This window comes from Streptomyces sp. NRRL B-3229 (genome assembly GCF_000719505.1).
GTDB classification, from domain to species: Bacteria; Actinomycetota; Actinomycetes; order Streptomycetales; family Streptomycetaceae; genus Streptomyces; species Streptomyces griseorubiginosus.
This window is the reverse complement of record NZ_JOGP01000015.1, coordinates 78,608-96,544: the sequence shown is the minus strand read 5'-3', so window position 1 is coordinate 96,544 and position 17,937 is coordinate 78,608. Positions and strand designations below refer to the sequence as shown.

The 17,937-nt window shown below is 71.2% G+C and carries 19 protein-coding genes; 14 read left to right on the top strand and 5 right to left on the bottom strand.

Annotation, left to right across the window (positions count from 1 at the left end; all coding sequences use genetic code 11):
• Positions 1 to 51 precede the first annotated feature (51 nt).
• Both IF54_RS0124320 and IF54_RS0124315 read left to right on the top strand, forming a co-directional pair.
• Positions 52 to 519, top strand: a complete 468-nt coding sequence (locus IF54_RS0124320; RefSeq protein WP_030322171.1) for a nucleoside deaminase — start codon at positions 52 to 54, stop codon at positions 517 to 519.
• Positions 512 to 1,486, top strand: a complete 975-nt coding sequence (locus IF54_RS0124315; RefSeq protein ID WP_030322170.1) for an isopenicillin N synthase family dioxygenase — start codon at positions 512 to 514, stop codon at positions 1,484 to 1,486. The genes IF54_RS0124320 and IF54_RS0124315 overlap by 8 nt, the downstream gene beginning before the upstream one ends.
• 74 nt (positions 1,487 to 1,560) lie before the next feature.
• Here the strand turns inward: IF54_RS0124315 and IF54_RS0124310 are convergent, their stop codons facing one another.
• Positions 1,561 to 2,952, bottom strand: coding sequence for a purine-cytosine permease family protein (locus IF54_RS0124310; protein ID WP_030322169.1), 1,392 nt, complete (start codon positions 2,950 to 2,952; stop codon positions 1,561 to 1,563).
• Between the two features lie 81 nt (positions 2,953 to 3,033).
• On the bottom strand, positions 3,034 to 3,438 hold the full coding sequence (locus IF54_RS0124305; protein ID WP_030322166.1) for a PLD nuclease N-terminal domain-containing protein: 405 nt from the start codon (positions 3,436 to 3,438) through the stop codon (positions 3,034 to 3,036).
• A 133-nt stretch (positions 3,439 to 3,571) separates the two neighbouring features.
• Between IF54_RS0124305 and IF54_RS0124300 the strand changes: the two genes are divergently transcribed.
• The 3 genes from IF54_RS0124300 to mqnP are packed head-to-tail and all read left to right on the top strand — an operon-like array spanning position 3,572 to position 6,404.
• Positions 3,572 to 5,023 (top strand): menaquinone biosynthesis decarboxylase, encoded by a 1,452-nt coding sequence (locus IF54_RS0124300; RefSeq protein WP_030322164.1) that lies wholly within the window; start codon positions 3,572 to 3,574, stop codon positions 5,021 to 5,023.
• Positions 5,020 to 5,490, top strand: coding sequence for a hypothetical protein (locus IF54_RS0124295; protein WP_030322162.1), 471 nt, complete (start codon positions 5,020 to 5,022; stop codon positions 5,488 to 5,490). Before IF54_RS0124300 ends, IF54_RS0124295 begins: the two co-directional genes overlap by 4 nt.
• Positions 5,487 to 6,404 carry a menaquinone biosynthesis prenyltransferase MqnP gene (gene mqnP, locus IF54_RS0124290; protein WP_420790532.1) on the top strand — a complete coding sequence of 306 codons (918 nt, stop codon included), beginning with the start codon at positions 5,487 to 5,489 and terminating at the stop codon, positions 6,402 to 6,404. The genes IF54_RS0124295 and mqnP overlap by 4 nt, the downstream gene beginning before the upstream one ends.
• Positions 6,405 to 6,481: 77 nt before the next feature.
• On the opposite strand, the gene IF54_RS0124285 is transcribed toward mqnP, so the two are convergent.
• Positions 6,482 to 7,075, bottom strand: coding sequence for a rhomboid family intramembrane serine protease (locus IF54_RS0124285; protein WP_030322158.1), 594 nt, complete (start codon positions 7,073 to 7,075; stop codon positions 6,482 to 6,484).
• An 80-nt stretch (positions 7,076 to 7,155) separates the two neighbouring features.
• Here IF54_RS0124285 and IF54_RS0124280 point away from each other — a divergent pair, with 80 nt between their 5' ends.
• The 7 genes from IF54_RS0124280 to IF54_RS0124250 all read left to right on the top strand — a co-directional run bounded on the left by IF54_RS0124280 (position 7,156) and on the right by IF54_RS0124250 (position 12,125).
• Positions 7,156 to 7,836, top strand: coding sequence for a UbiX family flavin prenyltransferase (locus IF54_RS0124280; protein WP_078852086.1), 681 nt, complete (start codon positions 7,156 to 7,158; stop codon positions 7,834 to 7,836).
• A gap of 146 nt (positions 7,837 to 7,982) precedes the next feature.
• Positions 7,983 to 8,438 (top strand): Lrp/AsnC family transcriptional regulator, encoded by a 456-nt coding sequence (locus IF54_RS0124275; protein WP_030322153.1) that lies wholly within the window; start codon positions 7,983 to 7,985, stop codon positions 8,436 to 8,438.
• Between the two features lie 48 nt (positions 8,439 to 8,486).
• On the top strand, positions 8,487 to 9,650 hold the full coding sequence (mqnE, locus tag IF54_RS0124270; protein ID WP_030322150.1) for an aminofutalosine synthase MqnE: 1,164 nt from the start codon (positions 8,487 to 8,489) through the stop codon (positions 9,648 to 9,650).
• Between the two features lie 99 nt (positions 9,651 to 9,749).
• On the top strand, positions 9,750 to 10,397 hold the full coding sequence (locus IF54_RS0124265) for a UdgX family uracil-DNA binding protein (RefSeq protein WP_030322148.1): 648 nt from the start codon (positions 9,750 to 9,752) through the stop codon (positions 10,395 to 10,397).
• A 16-nt stretch (positions 10,398 to 10,413) separates the two neighbouring features.
• The gene (locus IF54_RS0124260; RefSeq protein WP_030322146.1) at positions 10,414 to 10,938 is read left to right on the top strand and encodes a GNAT family N-acetyltransferase; all 525 of its coding nucleotides are present in this window, start codon (positions 10,414 to 10,416) and stop codon (positions 10,936 to 10,938) included.
• Between the two features lie 91 nt (positions 10,939 to 11,029).
• Positions 11,030 to 11,341 carry a DUF4229 domain-containing protein gene (locus IF54_RS0124255; protein WP_030322143.1) on the top strand — a complete coding sequence of 104 codons (312 nt, stop codon included), beginning with the start codon at positions 11,030 to 11,032 and terminating at the stop codon, positions 11,339 to 11,341.
• 46 nt (positions 11,342 to 11,387) lie between these two features.
• Entirely contained in the window at positions 11,388 to 12,125 is a 738-nt protein-coding gene (locus IF54_RS0124250) for a TetR/AcrR family transcriptional regulator (protein ID WP_234439050.1), read from the top strand.
• Here IF54_RS0124250 and IF54_RS0124245 read toward each other — a convergent pair.
• Both IF54_RS0124245 and IF54_RS0124240 read right to left on the bottom strand, forming a co-directional pair.
• A complete protein-coding gene (locus IF54_RS0124245) occupies positions 12,110 to 12,916 on the bottom strand; it encodes a MaoC family dehydratase (RefSeq protein WP_051735514.1) in 807 nt (268 codons plus the stop codon). The genes IF54_RS0124250 and IF54_RS0124245 overlap by 16 nt on opposite strands.
• 179 nt (positions 12,917 to 13,095) lie before the next feature.
• Positions 13,096 to 14,379 (bottom strand): 3-oxoacyl-ACP reductase, encoded by a 1,284-nt coding sequence (locus IF54_RS0124240; RefSeq protein WP_030322135.1) that lies wholly within the window; start codon positions 14,377 to 14,379, stop codon positions 13,096 to 13,098.
• 89 nt (positions 14,380 to 14,468) lie between these two features.
• Between IF54_RS0124240 and IF54_RS0124235 the strand changes: the two genes are divergently transcribed.
• Positions 14,469 to 15,740 (top strand): acetyl-CoA C-acetyltransferase, encoded by a 1,272-nt coding sequence (locus IF54_RS0124235; protein ID WP_030322133.1) that lies wholly within the window; start codon positions 14,469 to 14,471, stop codon positions 15,738 to 15,740.
• Positions 15,741 to 15,958: 218 nt separating this feature from the next.
• Entirely contained in the window at positions 15,959 to 17,875 is a 1,917-nt protein-coding gene (locus IF54_RS0124230; protein WP_030322131.1) for an AMP-dependent synthetase/ligase, read from the top strand.
• Positions 17,876 to 17,937 lie beyond the last annotated feature (62 nt).

Genomic DNA, 17,937 nt, shown 5'->3' with positions numbered 1-17,937 from the left:
GAGTACTTTCCGCACGTTGCCCTCGTGTTTCGGCCACAGGAGAGTGAGGACATGAACACTCCGGACCCCTTGGACCAGGCGACGGCCCGCAGCTGGCTCGCCACCGCCGTGGCGGAGGCCCGCACCGGGCTCGCCGAGGGCGGCATCCCGATCGGGGCCGCGCTCTACGGCGCCGACGGCACCCTCCTCGGACGCGGCCACAACCGGCGCGTCCAGGACGACGACCCCTCGGTGCACGGCGAGACGGACGCCTTCCGGGCGGCGGGGCGGCAGCGGTCGTACCGCGGCACGACCATGGTGACCACGCTCTCCCCGTGCTGGTACTGCTCGGGGCTGGTCCGCCAGTTCGGCATCTCGCGCGTGGTGATCGGCGAGGCCGCCACCTTCCACGGCGGGCACGACTGGCTGGCCGAGCACGGGGTGGAGATCCTGCTGCTCGACGATCCCGAGTGCGTCCGGATGATGACCGACTTCATCGAGAAGAACCCCGCACTGTGGAACGAGGACATCGGTGACTGACACCTCCCGGCCGCGTATTCCGACCATCGACCTCGGGCCCTGGCTCTCCGGCGACCCCGACGCCCGCGCCGCCATCGCCCGCACCCTCGACGAGGCCCTCCAGACCGCCGGGTTCTTCCTGGTCACCGGGCACGGCGTCGACCCCGCGCTGCGTGCGGGCATCCGGGAGGCGGCGCGCTCCTTCTTCCGGCTGCCGGCGGAGACCAAGCAGGCGTACGAGGCGAAGGTCGGCGGCCGTGGCTGGCTGGGACCCGGCGCCGAGGCCAACGGCTACTCCGAGGGCACCGAGACCCCGCCCGACCTCAAGGAGTCGCTGACCTTCGCCACCCACGAGCCCTTCGAGGACCCGGTCGTCAACGCGGAGTGGTACGCGCCGAACGTCTGGCCGACCGAGGTCCCCGCACTGCGTGAGCTGTGCGAGGAGTACCTGGGGCGGATGGCCGAGCTGGAGAAGCAGCTGCTGACGCTCCTCGGGGAGGCCCTCGGGCTCGAACCCGACTTCTTCTCCCGGCACATGGACCATCCGACGTACGGCTTCAACATCAACTGGTACCCGGGCACCGAGGTGATCGGGGAGCCGCAGCCGGGGCAGTTCCGCATCGGACCGCACACCGACTTCGGCACGGTCACCATCCTCGACCGGCAGGCCGGCAAGGGCGGGCTCCAGGTCTTCACGGACGAGGGCGGCTGGGAGGACGCGCCCTTCGACCCCGCGGCCTTCACCATCAACATCGGTGACCTGATGGCCCGTTGGACCGGCGACCGCTGGCGTTCCGGCCGCCACCGGGTGCTGCCGCCGCCCGCGGACGCGCCCGCCGAGGAACTGATGTCCCTGGTCTACTTCGGCGAGTGCACCCCCGGCACGATCGTCGAGTCCGTCCCGGCCCCGGTCGGCAGGGTCCCTCACGAACCGGTCGACTCCCACGTGTACCTGAGGGAGAAGCTGGACTCGATCACGGTGGAGTGAGAAGGGCACGTGTGCCGGGAACACGCTTCGAAGGCCGCTTCACGGGGCGGCCGTCGAAGTGGGGCGAACGGCCCTCACCGCACCGGCGACCGCCTCCGCAGCGCCGCGTACAGGACCGCGCTCAGGACGAAGCCCACCACAGGGGTGATGTCACCGAACGACGGCCAGTGCTCCGGTACGTAGCCGACGTAGTCCTCCTGGTTGGAGAAGAGCGGGACCGAGACCGCCACACCGATCAACAGGGCCGCGAACCCGGGCCAGTTGGTGAAGGTGCGGTCGGTCAGGCGGGCGGACAGGACCTCGTCGGCGTCCCGGCGGCGCAGCAGTCGCTCGACCAGGACCACGCCCAGCCAGGGCGCCACCCAGTACGCGATCACCAGCAGGAACGCCTCGTAGGCCGCCCCCGCGTCGGAGAGCGACGCCCACGCCGCCGCCGTGCCCGCGACCCCGGACACCACGACGAGCACGCTGCGGCTCAGCCAGGCCGGGAGGTTCAGGCCGAAGGAGGCGATGGAGATCGCGCCGGAGTACACGTTGAGGGCGTTCGCCGAGACCCCGCCCAGGATGATCGCGATCAGCACCAGGTCGCCGAGCCAGCCCGGCAGATGGCCGGTGAAGGCCGCCGTCGGGGTGGCGTCCTTCGGGGCCACGATCGTCGCCGAGGCCGCACCGATCACGGCCACCACCGAGACCGACAGGAACAGGCCGAGCGCCGGGTAGAGGATCGTCCGGGCCCTGTTCGCGGTACGGGGGAGATAGCGGGAGTAGTCCGCGGCGTACGGGTTCCAGCCCGCCGCGTAGCCCCAGGCCGCGCTGAACGCCAGCAGGAAACCGCCGACGCCGCCGCCCGTGCCGCCCCCGCCGAGGTGGGCGTCCTTGAAGGTCCACACCCCGGCCAGCAGGAAGATCACCGCGAGGGCGGGGAAGGCGTACTTCTCGAAGACGTGCACGAAGTTGTGGCCGATGAAGCCGATCAGGATCTCGGCGGCCACCACCAGCAGCAGTGACGGCAGCGGTCGCAGGCCGGTCAGGGTGTTCAGCGCGAAGGCCGCGCTGACGCTGTTGACCGCGAACCAGCCGACGCCCGCCACCAGGCCGTTGGCCGCGGCGGGCAGGATGTTGCCGAAGTAGCCGAAGGAGAGGCGGCCGACGACCATCTGCGGCACCCCGAACCGGGGCCCGTCCAGGGACAGCACGCCCTGGGTGAGCGCGCCGAGCGCGGTGCCGAGCACGATGGCGGCCGTGGCCTGCCAGAAGCTCAGTCCGAAGAACAGGACGGCGATCACGCCGATGAAGACGGTCGCGAACTCGATGTTCGGGGAGGCCCAGGTCCACAGCAGCTGGAGCGGGCCGCCGTGGCGTTCGGACTCGGGAATGGCTTCCGAGCCGGCCGATTCGACGGCGATGACCTTGTCGCCGTAGGCGGGGGCGAGAGTGCCGGCGGAGTCGGCGGGAGCTGTCGTCATGCGAGGTAAGTGTCCGGCCCCCGCCTGCCTCCGCCCAGGGGCGAGATGTCCGCTTCGGGGGGCTCGGCGGCGTACAGCTTGTCAGTCGCCCTTCGGCTCCTCGCCGGCCTCCCGGCGCCTCAGCTCCTCCTCGCGGCGGCGCAGGTCCGCCTCCCAGTCCTTCAGCAGGGCCTCGTCCTTCACGCTGTGAGAAGACGCAGCCTCGGCCTTGAGGGAGTTCAGGAACTCGGGGTTGTCGTCGGGGGCGACGTACTCCATGCGGTGGTTGCGGTGCCACTCGGAGGGGGTGCGGCCGCCCGTCGGCGGGGTGCGCAGCTTGCCCGCGGCGAGCCAGGCGATCGGACCGACGATCCAGAACAGCAGGATGATGAAGACCCAGGCGATCTTGGGCAGGTGCTTGGCCTCGTCCTCGGGGGTGTTGAGGCAGTCGATGAACGCGTAGATCGTCAGCGCCAGCGGGATCAGGTACATCAGCAGCCGGAACATGTGCTTTGGCCCCCCAGGGAAGTGTGTGCGAAGCCTGTGACAGGCCCCCGACGGGGTCAGGGTAGCGGTTCGCTCCAGCGCGGGCGGTGGGGCGGGCGTCGGGGTTGTGCGGGGCTCGGCGATACTGGGGGGCATGGCTTACGACGATCTTCGCTCCCTGCTCAGGGCACTGGAACGCGAGGGAGACCTCAAGCGGATCAAGGCCGAGGTCGACCCGTATCTGGAGGTCGGGGAGATCGTCGACCGGGTGCAGAAGGCGGGCGGTCCCGCGCTGCTCTTCGAGAACGTCCGCGGCTCCGCGATGCCGCTCGCCATGAACGTCTTCGGGACCGACCGGCGGCTGCTGAAGGCCCTGGGCCTGAAGTCGTACGGCGACATCTCCGACAAGATCGGCGGGCTGCTGCGTCCCGAGCTGCCGCAGGGCTTCGTGGGGGTGCGCGAGGCCTTCGGGAAGCTCGGATCGATGGTGCACGTCCCGCCGAAGAAGGTGAAGGAGGCCCCGGTCCAGGAGGTCGTCCTCACCGGCGACGACGTCGACCTGGACCAGCTGCCCGCCCTGTTCACCTGGCCGCAGGACGGCGGGTCCTTCTTCAACCTCGGACTCACCCACACCAAGGACCCCGAGACCGGCATCCGCAACCTCGGGCTCTACCGCCTCCAGCGCCACGACAAGCGCACGATCGGCATGCACTGGCAGATCCACAAGGACAGCCGCAACCACTACCAGGTGGCCGCCCGGCGCGGTGAACGCCTGCCGGTGGCCATCGCCTTCGGCTGCCCGCCCGCCGTGACCTACGCCTCCACCGCCCCGCTCCCCGGCGACATCGACGAGTACCTCTTCGCCGGGTTCGTCGCGGGCAAGCGGATCGAAATGGTGGACTGCAAGACGGTCCCGCTCCAGGTCCCGGCCCAGGCCGAAGTGGTCATCGAGGGCTGGCTCGAGCCGGGGGAGATGCTGCCCGAGGGGCCCTTCGGCGACCACACCGGGTTCTACACCCCGCAGGAGCCGTTCCCCGCGCTGACCATCGACTGCGTGACCATGCGGAAGCGCCCGCTGCTCCAGTCGATCGTGGTGGGCCGCCCGCCCACGGAGGACGGCCCGCTGGGCCGTGCCACGGAGCGCTTCTTCCTCCCCCTGCTGAAGATCATCGTCCCGGACATCGTGGACTACCACCTGCCCGAGGCGGGCGGCTTCCACAACTGCGCGATCGTCTCGATCGACAAGAAGTACCCCAAGCACGCGCAGAAGGTGATGCACGCCGTCTGGGGGGCGCACATGATGTCGCTGACCAAGCTGATCGTGGTCGTCGACGCCGACTGCGACGTCCACGACCTGCACGAAGTCGCCTGGCGCGCGCTGGGCAACACCGACTACTCCCGTGACCTCTCGGTCGTCGAAGGACCGGTCGACCACCTCGACCACGCCTCCTACCAGCAGTTCTGGGGCGGCAAGGCGGGCATCGACGCCACGAGGAAGTGGCCCGAGGAGGGGTACACGCGGGACGGCGGCTGGCCCGAGATGGTGCTGTCCGACCCGGAGACGGCGGCGAAGGTCGACCGCCGGTGGAAGGAGTACGGCCTGTGAGCCCCATCCCCGCGGGCGGCCCGGCCCTGTTCATCGGCACCGACACCGACTACGTGGCGCTCGTACGGCCCCAGCTGGACCCGGACGACCCGGGCGTGCGGGAGGTCGCCGAACAGGCGGGCGTCTCCCCGGAGGAGCTGGCCGGTCCCGGCGACACCTGGGCGGTCCTCTTCGAGCGCGGCGGCGACGGCGACGGCTTCGAGCTGCCCGGTGTGCGCGACGCGGAACCCGCCGACTTCGCGGAGCGGCTGCGCGCGGAGCTTCTCGCGGCCTCCGGTCCCTTCACGGTCGACGGCGGAGCGGCGCTGCGGCTGGAGGCCCGCCCGGCCGACGCGGACGGGTACGCCTTCACCGCGCACATCACCCCGCCCGACGACGTGCTGACACCGCTGACCGTGGAGACGGGACCGCTGCCCGCCGCCGCACTCCTGACCGACCTCGACGCCTTCCTCGGGAGCCTCGCATGATGACCACCGCCGACGGGGTCGTGGGTCCGGTACCGCAGCCGACCGGCAAGGTGAAGGGCTTCCTCCGGCTCGTGATGATCGAGCACTCGGTCTTCGCGCTGCCCTTCGCGTACATCGCCGCGCTGACGGCGATGTACGAGTGGGACAAGAACATCCACTGGGGGAGGCTGCTCCTGGTGACGATCTGCATGGTCGGCCTGCGGACCTTCGCGATGGCCGTCAACCGGATCATCGACCGGGAGATCGACGCCCGCAATCCCCGCACGGCCCAGCGGGAGCTGGTCACCGGGGCGATGTCGGTGAAGCACGCCTGGACCGGGGCGCTGGTCGCGGTCGTGGTGTTCCTCGGCTCGGCCGCGCTGCTCAACCCGCTGTGCCTGGCGCTCGCCCCCGTCGCGGTGATCCCGATGGTGGTCTACCCGTACGGCAAGCGGTTCACGAACTTCCCGCAGGCCATCCTCGGGCTCGCCCAGGCGATGGGTCCGGTCGGCGGCTGGCTCGCGATCACCGGGGAGTGGTCCTGGGACGCGGTGATCCTCGGCCTCGCGGTCGGCATCTGGATCGGCGGGTTCGACCTGATCTACGCCTGCCAGGACGTGGAGACGGACCGGGAGATCGGGGTCATGTCGGTGCCGGCGCGGTTCGGTATCCCGGCGGCGATCTGGGGAGCGCGGGTCTGCCACGTCCTGACGACGGCGCTGCTGGTCTGGTACGCGGTCGCCACGGACGCGGGTGGGTTCTTCTGGGTGGGGCTGATGATCGTCGCGGGCGCGTTCGTGTACGAGCACTCGATCGTGCGGCCGCATGATCTGTCCCGGCTGAACCGGGCGTTCTTCAGCGTCAACGGGTTCATCGGGATTGCGTTGTTCGTGTGTGCGCTGCTGGATCTGCTGGTGCGGGGGCTTACGGTCTGAGGCGGGTTCGTGGGGGGTCTGCGGGTTCGTTGCGGGCTGCGGGCCGGTGGGGGCTGGTCGCGCAGTTCCCCGCGCCCCTAGGTGGGGACTGGGCCTCGGCGTTTGAAGGCGAACGCAGCTGCCACGCCCGCCGCGAGGCCCAGGAGGTGGCCCTGCCAGCTGACTCCCGATTGCGTGGGTGCCAGGCCCACCAGGATCGACGTGCCCCAGACCGCGGCCACCAGCAGGCCGACCAGGACGCCCAGCGGGCGGCGCTCCACGAACCCGCCGACCACCAGGAAGCCGAACAGGCCGAAGATCAGGCCGGAGGCGCCCGCCGTGTTGGTGTGGGCCGGGGCTATGAGCCAGACGCCGAGGCCGTCGGCCACGATGATCGCCGCGCAGACCGTCGCGAAGCGCCGGATGCCGCCGAGGGCCGCGAGGAACCCCATCACCAGCAGCGGGACGCTGTTCGCGGCCACGTGGGCGAAGCCGAAGTGGATGAACGCGGCCGGCACGATGTCGACCAGCTCGGACGAGGTGCGCGGGGTGATGCCGAAGCCGTCCAGGGCGTGGCCGCTCGCCACGTCGACCACTTCCAGCAGCCACAGCAGCGCGACCCAGCCCAGCATCAGCTTGGCCGCGGCCTTCGCCCGGTCTCCTCGCGACCACTCGAGTTCCGTGCCCGTCATGGCAGCCCCCTCCCCGTTCAGAAGAACGCCCGGCCCCCTTGACCGGTTCCCACCCTGCGACGCCGGATAGGCTCGGGGGTGTGAACCCAGTCAAGCCAGGAGAGACACGGCGTACACCTTGGATCGTAGGGGTGTCCGGCGCCTCCGGCACCCCGTATGCCGCGTCGGTGCTGCGCGCGCTTCTCGCCGCCGGGGAGAGCGTCGACCTGGTGGTCTCCCGGGCCTCGCGGCTCACCCTCCTCGACGAGACCGGCATCTCCTTCAGGGACGCGCACTGGCGTGAGGACCTGGGGGAATGGCTGGCCCGCGGCGCCGACGGCAAGCCCGCGAGCTTCGACGCCGACCTTGACGCGGTGCGGTACTGGAGCGCCGGGGACCTGGCCGCCGGGCCGTCCTCGGGGTCGTACGCCACGAAGGGGATGCTCGTCGTGCCGGCCTCCACGGCCTGTGTCGCGGGCGTCGCCCTCGGTCTGTCGAAGGATCTGCTCCAGCGCGCGGCGAGCGTCACACTGAAGGAGCGCCGGCCGCTGGTCGTGGCGGTACGGGAGACCCCCCTGAACGGGCAGACCCTCCGGCACCTCGTCACGCTGGACGACGCCGGCGCGAGCGTGGTCCCGGCCTCACCGGGCTTCTACGCGGGCGCCACCCACATCCAGGACCTGGTGGACTTCGTCGCCGGGCGGGTGCTGGACGCGGCGGGCGTCGAGCACGGGCTGTACCGGCGCTGGCGGGGCGCGCTGGGCGGCGCCAGCGCCGACTGACGGGGCAGGAGCAGGGGGCACGGGAGCGCGGGAGCACAGGGGCGCAGGGTCACAGGGGCGCCGGGTCACAGGGGCGCCGGGTCACAGGGCAAGTCGCAGTACCACTCAGCACTTTCAGGAACTTTTCAGCGGAAGGCATCGATCGCATGGACGCGGTGGACAGGCAGCTCATCCAGGCCCTGAGGGAGAACGGCCGGGCCTCGTACGCGGAGCTGGGGCGCCTCGTCGGTCTGTCGGGACCCAGCGTCACCGACCGCATCAACCGGCTGGAGGCGGCCGGGGTCATCACCGGTTACCGCGCCACCGTCGACGCCGCCTCGCTCGGTCTCGGCGTGATCGCGCTCATCGGCATCTCGCTGTCCGACGCGGCCGACCACGAGGACGTGGCCATGCGGCTGCGGGACCTCAGCGAGATCGAGGACTGCTGGTTCATCGCGGGCGACGACTCGTACATGCTGAAGGTACGGGCCTCGGACGTGGACGGCCTGGAGAAGACCATCCGGCGGCTGTCCGGGACCAAGGGCGTCTCCCGCACCCGGACCACGATCGTGCTCTCCACGAAGTGGGAGAACCGGGTCGGAGAGCTGCCCGAAGAGGCGTAGACGTACGGTGGTCGCAGTCGTTCGGGGTCGTCGGAGAAAGGTGTGGGCATGGACGTCGGGCTCAAGCGCGAGCTGGAGGACAAGGTCAGGGCCGGTGAGCGCCTGACCCGTGAGGACGGCATCGCGCTGTACGAGTCGGACGACCTGGCGTGGCTGGGCGGACTCGCGCACGAGGTGCGGACGCGGAAGAACGGCGATGTCGTCCACTTCAACGTCAACCGCCACCTCAACATGACCAACGTGTGCACGGCGTCCTGCGCCTACTGCTCCTTCCAGCGCAAGCCGGGGGAGAAGGACGCGTACACGATGCGCATCGAGGAGGCGGTGAAGCTCGCCAAGGCGATGGAGGGCGAGAACCTCACCGAGCTGCACATCGTCAACGGCCTGCACCCGAACCTGCCGTGGCGGTACTACCCGCGGTCGCTGCGCGAGCTGAAGGCGGCCCTCCCGAACGTCTCCCTGAAAGCCTTCACGGCGACGGAGATCCACCACTTCGAGACGATCTCGGGCATGTCCGCGTCGGAGATCCTCGACGAGCTGATCGACGCGGGGCTGGAGTCGCTGACCGGCGGCGGCGCGGAGATCTTCGACTGGGAGGTCCGCCAGCACATCGTGGACCACCGCACGCACTGGGAGGACTGGTCCCGGATCCACCGCCTGGCGCACGAGAAGGGCCTGAAGACCCCGAGCACCATGCTGTACGGCCACATCGAGGAGCCGCGGCACCGGGTCGACCACGTCCTCCGTCTGCGTGAACTCCAGGACGAGACCGGCGGCTTCCAGGTCTTCATCCCGCTGCGCTACCAGCACGACTTCGTGGACGTGAAGGACGGCAAGGTCCGCAACAGGTTGCAGGCCCGGACCCAGATGGCGACCGGCGCGGAGGCGCTGAAGACCTTCGCGGTGTCGCGGCTGCTGTTCGACAACGTCCCGCACGTCAAGGTCTTCTGGGTCATGCACGGCGTCCAGACCGCACAGCTGGCCCTCCAGCACGGCGCGGACGACATGGACGGGTCGGTGGTCGAGTACAAGATCACCCACGACGCGGACAACTACGGCACGCCGAACAAGCTGACGCGTGAGGATCTGCTGGACCTGATCCGGGACGCGGGGTTCCGGCCGGTGGAGCGCAACACGCGGTACGAGATCATTCGGGAGTACGACGGGCCGGACGCGGGGCGCCGGGAGGCTCCTCAGCCGATGCGGGTTTGAGGTCGTTCGTCGGCTGCGGCGCGGTGGGGGCTTGTCGCGCCCACGCGGCGGAGCCGCAAATGTCAGAGTCCCGCGCCCCTGGGTGGGTACTCGGGCCGCGTGACTACGAAGGCACCCGAGGATGCCTACACGGCTGAACCGTTTCTCCCCGAGCGAGGCGGGCTGCCCGCCCTGCGCGAGGCCGCGGCCGGGTGCCGTGGCTGCCCCCTCCATCGCGACGCCACCCAGACCGTCTTCGGTACCGGTGACCCCCATGCGCGCGTGATGCTCGTGGGGGAGCAGCCCGGGGATCAGGAGGATCGGCAGGGGAAGCCGTTCGTCGGGCCCGCGGGGAAGCTGCTCGACCGGGCTCTCGCGGAGGCCGGGGTCGATCCGGCGGAGGCGTACGTCACCAACGCTGTGAAGCACTTCAAGTTCACGCAGGCCGAGCCCCGGAAGCGGCGGATTCACAAGGCGCCCAGTCTGCGGGAGATGACGGCCTGCGGGCCCTGGCTCGCCAGGGAGATGGAGCTGGTGGAGCCCGAGTTGATCGTCGTGCTCGGGGCCACCGCGGGCAAGGCGCTGCTCGGGTCGTCGTTCCGGGTGACCCAGGTGCGGGGGACCGTGCTGGAGGAGGAGATCCACGGCCGGCCGGAGCGGCTGGTGCCGACCGTGCATCCGTCGGCCGTGCTGCGGGCCGAGGACAGGGAGGCCGCGTACCGGGGGCTGGTCGCGGATCTGGAGGTGGCGGCGCGGGCGTTGTCGTAAGGCTTACGATGCTGCCGTGTCCCTTACGTTTACTCTCGACCCGCCCGTCACTCCCGCCCTCCGCGACGGCATCCTCGATCTGTGGACCGACGTCAGCAACGCGGGCGGTGCCGTCGGTTTCGTCGCGCCCGTGGAGCGGGAGACCGTACGCCCGGAGCTGGTGAGGCACTTCGTGGCGATGGCAGAGGGGCGTACCCGGCTGCTCGTGGGGGAGGACGGGGAGGGAAGGGTGGCAGCCGCCGTGTTCCTCACCCTCAACTCGCACCGGCTGATGACCCACTGGTTGTGGCTGTACACCGTCATGGTGCATCCGCGGCACCAGGGCAGGGGCTACGGCCGTGACCTGCTCGCCGCCGCCGCCGACGCGGCCCGCGGGATCGACGGCATCGAGGCGATCCGGCTCACCTGCCGCGGCGGCCTCGGCCTGGAGCGTTTCTACGGCTCCTGTGGCTACAAGGAGGTCGGTCGGATCCCTGGCGCCATCCGGGTCGCTCCGGGCGACGACCGCGACGACGTGATCATGCTGCTGCCGCTCGGCTGACCCCCGTCGAAGATCGGGTGCCCGGCGTGCTTCACTGGACGGTGCCCCTTTGTGGTGTTCAAAACCGTTCGAAACGGAAGAGTGGATTGACATGCTCCGCTACACGCTGATGCGCCTCGGGATCTTCGTGGGCTGCCTCGTGGTCGTCTGGGGCCTCGTCTACGCCGGCCTCTTCCCGCGCGGTCTCGGCTCCTCCAACGGCATGTGGATCGTCCTGCTCTCCCTGCTGATCTCGGCGCCGATCAGCTTCGTCGTCCTGCGCAAGGAGCGCGACCGCGCCTCCGTGCAGGTCGCCCAGCGCGTCGACCGCATGAAGGCCAACCTGGACGCCAACCGCAGCCAGGAGGACGAGACGGTCGACGAGGCCGGTCACTCCCAGGGCCAGGCCCCGCAGACCTCCTGAGCACAACGCCCCCGCCGCCGCGCGCACATGACCGTACGCTTTGGTCATGGGTGTCGTGAAGAGCAAGCGGATGCCGCGCGCGGTGCGGGAGCAGCAGATGCTGGACGCCGCTGTGGAGATCTTCGGGCAGCGCGGGTACATGGCCGCCTCCATGGACGAGATCGCCGAACTCGCCGGGGTGTCCAAGCCGTTGGTCTACCTGTACCTGAACTCCAAGGAAGACCTCTTCACCGCGTGCATCCGCCGGGAGGCCGCCGCGCTCACCGAGGCCGTGCGGACGGGGGTGCGGACCGAGCTGCCCGTCGACCGGCAGCTGTGGGACGGGCTGCTGGCGTTCTTCACACACACCTCGCTGCACCCGCACGCCTGGTCCGTGCTGCATCTCCAGGCCCGGATCCACGGTGAGGCGTTCGTCGCCGAGGTCACCGCGATGCGGGAGGAGATCGTCGCGTTCGTGACCCAGCTGATCGTGGTCGCCGCCCGTGAGGCGCACCGGGACCCCGATCTGCCCGAGCGCGAGGTCGCCGGGCTCGCCGAGGCCCTCGTCGGCGCCGCCGAGTCCCTCGCCGCGTGGGCCAACGCGACCCCGGGGGTGACGGCACGGCAGTCGGCGGCGACGCTGATGAACTTCGCCTGGGCCGGTCTCGGCAACCTCATGGAGGGCCGGCCCTGGATCCCGGAGGCCGCGCCGACCGACACCGCGCCGACCGGCACCGCGCCGACCGGCACCGCACCAGACGCCACCGCACCGGCCGACGGCGCGCCGCTTCAGGTCAGCGGGTAGACACCCCCGCTCACATGCACGCGGCCGTCCCCGCCGCACAGTTCGAACCGCTCTCCGTTCGCCGCGTACGTCACCGTCCCCGGCAGCAGCACCGGCGCCCTGAACTCCGCCCGTACCAGCGCCGCCTGGGGGGTGCCGTGGGCCGCCAGGCAGCGGGCCGCCGTCCACATGCCGTGCGCGATCGCCCTCCTGAAGCCGAAAAGGCGGGCCGTGAGCGGGTACAGGTGGATCGGGTTGCGGTCGCCGGACGCGGCGGCGTAGCGCCGTCCCACGTCCCCGGCCAGCCGCCACTCGTCGAGTCCGGGCAGCGGCTCATGCGTCTGCCGCGCCCGCTCCTGTCCGCTCGCCGCCGTGCGGTGCCGTGCCAGGTACGTGCTCACCGACTCCCATACGACGTCCTCGCCCACCCGCAGTTCGGTGACCACCGAGGCCTCCGTGCCGCGTCGGTGCGGTGCCAGTCCGTCGACGTGCACGGAGAGTTCGTACTCCCCGGTCGCCGCCAGTTCCCGGTACCGGGTGACCTCGATCGACGTGTGCACCAGCCCGAGGAGCGGCAGCGGGAAGTCCGGGCCGCTCATCAGGCTCATCGCCAGCGGGAAGCCCAGCACATGCGGATACGTCACCGGCAGCGCGTCCTCCCCGGTCGGGAACCCGCACACCCGCTCGTACGCGGCCAGCCGAGCCAGGTCGACCCGCAGCCCGCGCAGCACGAGCCGGGTCCTGGGGAACTCGGCGGTGGCGGAGGGCCGCTTGAACGGGGACCGCAGGGCGCCGGCGACGAGCAACGGCATGAGGGAGGGCGACCGGCTGAGCACCCGCGGCGGCCCGACCGGGCCGCCAGGCTCCTGCGGGACAGGGGGCGCGTTCCCGGGGCGCGTGTCCCCGACGGAGCCCGGACCGGCGGGGGCCGGACCGGCGGTGGCAGGCCCGGGCGGCTGCGGACCCTGGGGCTGTGAAGGATGGGTCTCCATCACGCCCCCAGCAGGCTCTGGCCGCACACCCGCACCACCTGTCCGTTCACCGCGCCGGAGGCGGGATGCGCCAGCCAGGCCGTCGTCTCGGCCACGTCGATCGGGAGCCCGCCCTGGGCCAGGGAGTTCATCCGGCGGCCCGCCTCACGGATGAACAACGGGACCGCCGCCGTCATCCTGGTCTCGATGAACCCGGGGGCCACCGCGTTCACCGTGACCCCGTGCCCGGACAGCGCCCGGGGTGCCAGGGAGCGCACCAGGCCGACCACGCCCGCCTTGCTCGCGCCGTAGTTCGTCTGCCCGGCGTTGCCCGCGAGCCCCGCGATGGAGGCGGTGGCGACGATCCGCCCGCCTCGCCGCAGCGCACCCGCGTCCAGCAGCGCGTCCGTCGTGCGCAGCACGCTCGCCAGGTTGACGTCGAGCACCGAACTCCAGCGCTCGGCGGGCATGTTGACCAGTCTGCGGTCCCGGGTGATCCCCGCGTTGTGGACCAGCACGTCCAGCCCCTCGGGCACCGCCTCGGCGATCCGCTCGCCCGCGTCGGCGGCCGTGATGTCCAGCGTGAGCGACCTGCCCCCGAGCCGCGTGGCCAGCCGCTCGGCGTCCGTTGAGGCCCCCGGTACGTCGAGGACGACCACCCGCGCCCCGTCCCTCGCCAGCGTCTCGGCGACCGCCGCGCCGATGCCCCGCGCACCGCCGGTCACCAGGGCCGTCCGCCCGGCCAGCGGCAGCGACCAGTCGACCTCGGTGTCCTGGACCGGCTCGCCGACCTCGATCACCTGCCCGCTGACGTACGCGGACTTGGGGGAGAGCAGGAACCGCAGCGTCGACTCGGCGGCGGACGCGTCGGTCAGCCGGACGAGGTTGACCGTCCTGCCCCGCCCGATCTCCTTGCCGAGCGAGCGGGTGAAGCCCTCCAACGCCTGCTGGGCGGCGGCCTGGTGATGGTCGACGGACGAGAGGGGCGAACCCAGCACGACGACCCGTCCGCTTGCTGCGACCGTCCGCACGACCGGGTGCAGGGCCGCGTGGACCTCCGCCAGGTCCTCGACGTCCCGCACTCCGGTGGCGTCCAGGACGACCCCGGCGGGCGCGCCCGCGGGCGAGGCGAACTCCAGTCCCGACAGCTGTGACTTCCCCGCCGTGAGAAGCAGCACCCCGCCCTCGAACCCGTCGGTGGTACTCGACCACCGCCGCAGCTCCGCCGGTTGCGGAAGGCCGAGCCTGCGGGTGAGGAACCTGCCCGGCGCGGTGCCGGTGAAGCTCAGATAGCGGTCGGCCATGTCCATCTCCCGGGTCGGTCGCAGATTCCTTACTCTGGAGTAAGGTTACCGCAGGTAAGTCAATCTCCAAGGTGAGGAGCCGGCGGAAAATGAGCCCTTTGAAGCCACCGGTCGCCCGGCGCGTGGCGGTCGTCGCCGGTGCCCGTGTGCCCTTCGCCCGCTCAGACGGGCCGTACGCCACCGCCTCCAACCAGGAGATGCTCACCGCGGCCCTCGACGCCCTCGTGGAGCGGCAGGGGCTCGAAGGGCCGGGCGCGGTGGGGGAGTTCGTCGCCGGTGCCGTCCTCAAGCACAGCCGGGACTTCAATCTCGCCCGTGAGACCGTCCTCGGCTCGAAGCTGGACCCGCGCACCCCGGCGTACGACATCCAGCAGGCCTGCGGGACCGGGCTCCAGGCCGTCATCGCCGCCGCCAACAAGATCGCCCTGGGGCAGACCGAGTCCGCGGTCGCGGGCGGCGCGGACACCGCGAGCGACGCCCCCCTCGGCGTCAACGACCAGCTGCGCCGCATCCTGCTGGAGGCGCGGCGGGCGAAGTCGGCCGGCGCCCGGCTGAAGGCGCTCGCCCGCATCCGGCCGGGTCACCTGGTCCCCGACATCCCGCGCAACGCCGAGCCCCGCACCGGTCTCTCCATGGGCGAGCACGCCGCCGTGACCGCCGCCGCGTGGGGCGTGACCCGGCAGGACCAGGACGAGCTGGCGGCCACGAGTCACCAGCGGCTGGCGGCGGCTTACGAGCGCGGTTTCTTCGAGGAGCTGGTGGTCCCCTTCCGCGGCCTCACTCGCGACCAGAACCTGCGCCCCGACTCCACGCCCGCGAAACTCGCCGCCCTCAAGCCGGTGTTCGGCCTCAAGGGCCCCGAACCGACCATGACCGCCGGGAACTCGACCCCGCTGACGGACGGCGCCGCGGTCGTCCTGCTGGCCTCGCAGGAGTGGGCGGCAGCGCGCGGCCTGGAGGTGCTCGCGTACCTCACCGCCTACGAGACGGCGGCCGTTGACTACGTGGGCGGTGAGGACGGCTTGCTGATGGCCCCCGCCTACGCCGTCCCGCGCATGCTGGAGCGTGCCGGTCTCGGTCTCGACGACTTCGACCTGGTCGAGGTCCACGAGGCCTTCGCCTCCCAGGTCCTCGCGACCCTCGCGGCCTGGGAGAAGCAGGGGCTGGGTCCCGTGGACCGGGACCGCCTCAACGTCGCTGGGTCCTCCCTCGCCACCGGGCATCCGTTCGCCGCGACCGGCGCCCGGATCGTGGCCACGCTCGCCAGGCTGCTGGCCGAGCGGGAGGGGCCGGGCCGAGGGCTGATCTCGGTGTGCGCGGCGGGCGGACAGGGGGTGACGGCGATTCTGGAGCGGCCGTAGGAGCAAACAGCTGACAAACTCTCACTTTGCGGTCGAGGTTGCACAGTCCCGGCTCCGGACCATCAACAAACCCGCACGGACTCGCCACTTGTGACCCATAGGATCACCGTCCTAACCCCCGGTAACCCTTCCAGGCGCACTCGCGGGTGAACGCCCCGGTACGTCCCCTGCGTACCTCATGCAGGAGCGGTATCGAGCTGTACGTCCCAGGAGCTGACATGTCCCTCTCGTACGTGTCCGGACACGACTACGACGGCGCCCCCGTCCTCGTCGAACCAGAGATCGTGCGGCTGGACGGTGAGGTCCGCGAGGTGGCGGTGCCGCCGCTGGTCCCGCCCCTGACCCACGGTTCGCTGGCCGACCTGCCCTTCGACAACGCCGGGACGGCGCCGGAGCAGCGGGTGATGAGCCGCCGTACCGAGGACGGCCGGTGGATCGACCTGACGGCGGCCGAGTTCGCCGCGCAGGTCCTCGCGCTGGCCAAGGGGCTGATCTCCGAGGGCCTGATGCCGGGCGACCGGGTCGCCATCATGGCCCGGACGACGTACGAGTGGACGCTGCTCGACTTCGCCGCCTGGGCCGCCGGCCTGGTGACGGTCCCGGTGTACCCGACCTCCTCGGTCTTCCAGACCCGGTTCATCCTCCAGGACTCCGGCGCGGTCGCCCTGGTGACCGAGACCGCCGGGCAGGCCGCCGCCCTCGGCCCGGAGCTCAGCCGGCTCCCGGACCTGCGGCACATGTGGATCATCGAGAAGGGGCATGTGGAGCGTCTGGCGGAGCTGGGCCAGGCCGTCCCGGACCAGGAGATCGCCGTACGGCGCGGCATGCTGGGCCCGGCCACGGTCGCCACCGTCGTCTACACCTCCGGCACCACCGGCCGCCCCAAGGGCTGTGTGCTCAGCCACGGAAACTTCCTCGCCGAGGTCGACAACGCGATCGAGCTGCTCTACCCCGTCTTCAAGTCGAAGTCGGACGAGGCGGACCTGGCGACCCTGCTCTTCCTGCCCATCTCGCACGTCTTCGGCCGGATGGTCGCCGTCGCCTGCGTCCGCGCCCGGGTCCGGCTCGGTCACGCGCCGAGCCTCCAGGCCGAGGACCTGCTCGCCGACCTGGCCAGCTTCAGACCCACCTTCCTCCTGGTGATCCCCTACATGCTGGAGAAGGTCTTCAACAACGCCCGCGCCAAGGCGGAGAGCGGCGGCCGGGTCACCGTCTTCGACCGTGCGACCAACGTCGCCGTGCGCTACGGCGAGGCGATGGAGTCCCGCCATGCCGGTACCGGCTCCGGCCCCGGCGCGGCCCTGAAGGCGGCCCGCACCTTCTACGACCCGCTGGTGTACCGCCGTATCCGCAACGCCATGGGCGGCCGCATCCGGCACATCATCTCCGGCGGTTCCCCGCTGGGCCGACGCCTCGCCGCGTTCTACGCGGGCGCGGGCATGGAGATCTACGAGGGTTACGGCCTGACGGAGTCGACCGGGGCCGCGACCTGCACCCCGCCCCTCAAGCCCCGCCTGGGAACGGTGGGCTGGCCCATCCCGGGCACCAGGATCCGGATCGCGGCGGACGGCGAGATCCTGCTCAGCGGCGGCCAGGTGTTCCGCGGCTACTGGGACCCCTACGGCGAGGGGGTGGCGCCCGCCTCCGCCGACGGCTGGTTCCCCACCGGTGACATCGGGGAGCTGGACGACGAGGGCTATCTGACCATCACCGGCCGCAAGAAGGAGATCCTGATCACGGCGGGCGGCAAGAACGTCGCCCCGGCCCCGCTGGAGAACTGGCTGCGCTCCCACCCGCTGATCTCGCAGTGCATGGTCCTCGGCGACCGCCGCCCCTACATCTCGGCGCTGATCAGCCTGGACATGGACGGCGTGAACCACTGGCGCCAGATGAACGGCAAGCACCCCGTCCCCGCCGAACTCCTGGTCAACGACGAGGAGTTGCTCCAGATCCTGCAACGGGCCGTGGACGAGGCGAACAAGCTGGTCTCGCGCCCGGAGTCCATCCGCCGCTTCACCGTGCTGCCCACGGACCTCACCGAGGCGGCGGGCCATCTGACACCGTCGATGAAGCTGCGCCGGGAGACGGTCATGCGGGACTTCGCGACAGAGATCGAAGGGCTGTACGAGCGCTGAGAGTCCCGCGGCGGCCACGCCTTCCCCGACCTCGCGCCGACCACGAGGACGCATAGGGGGGG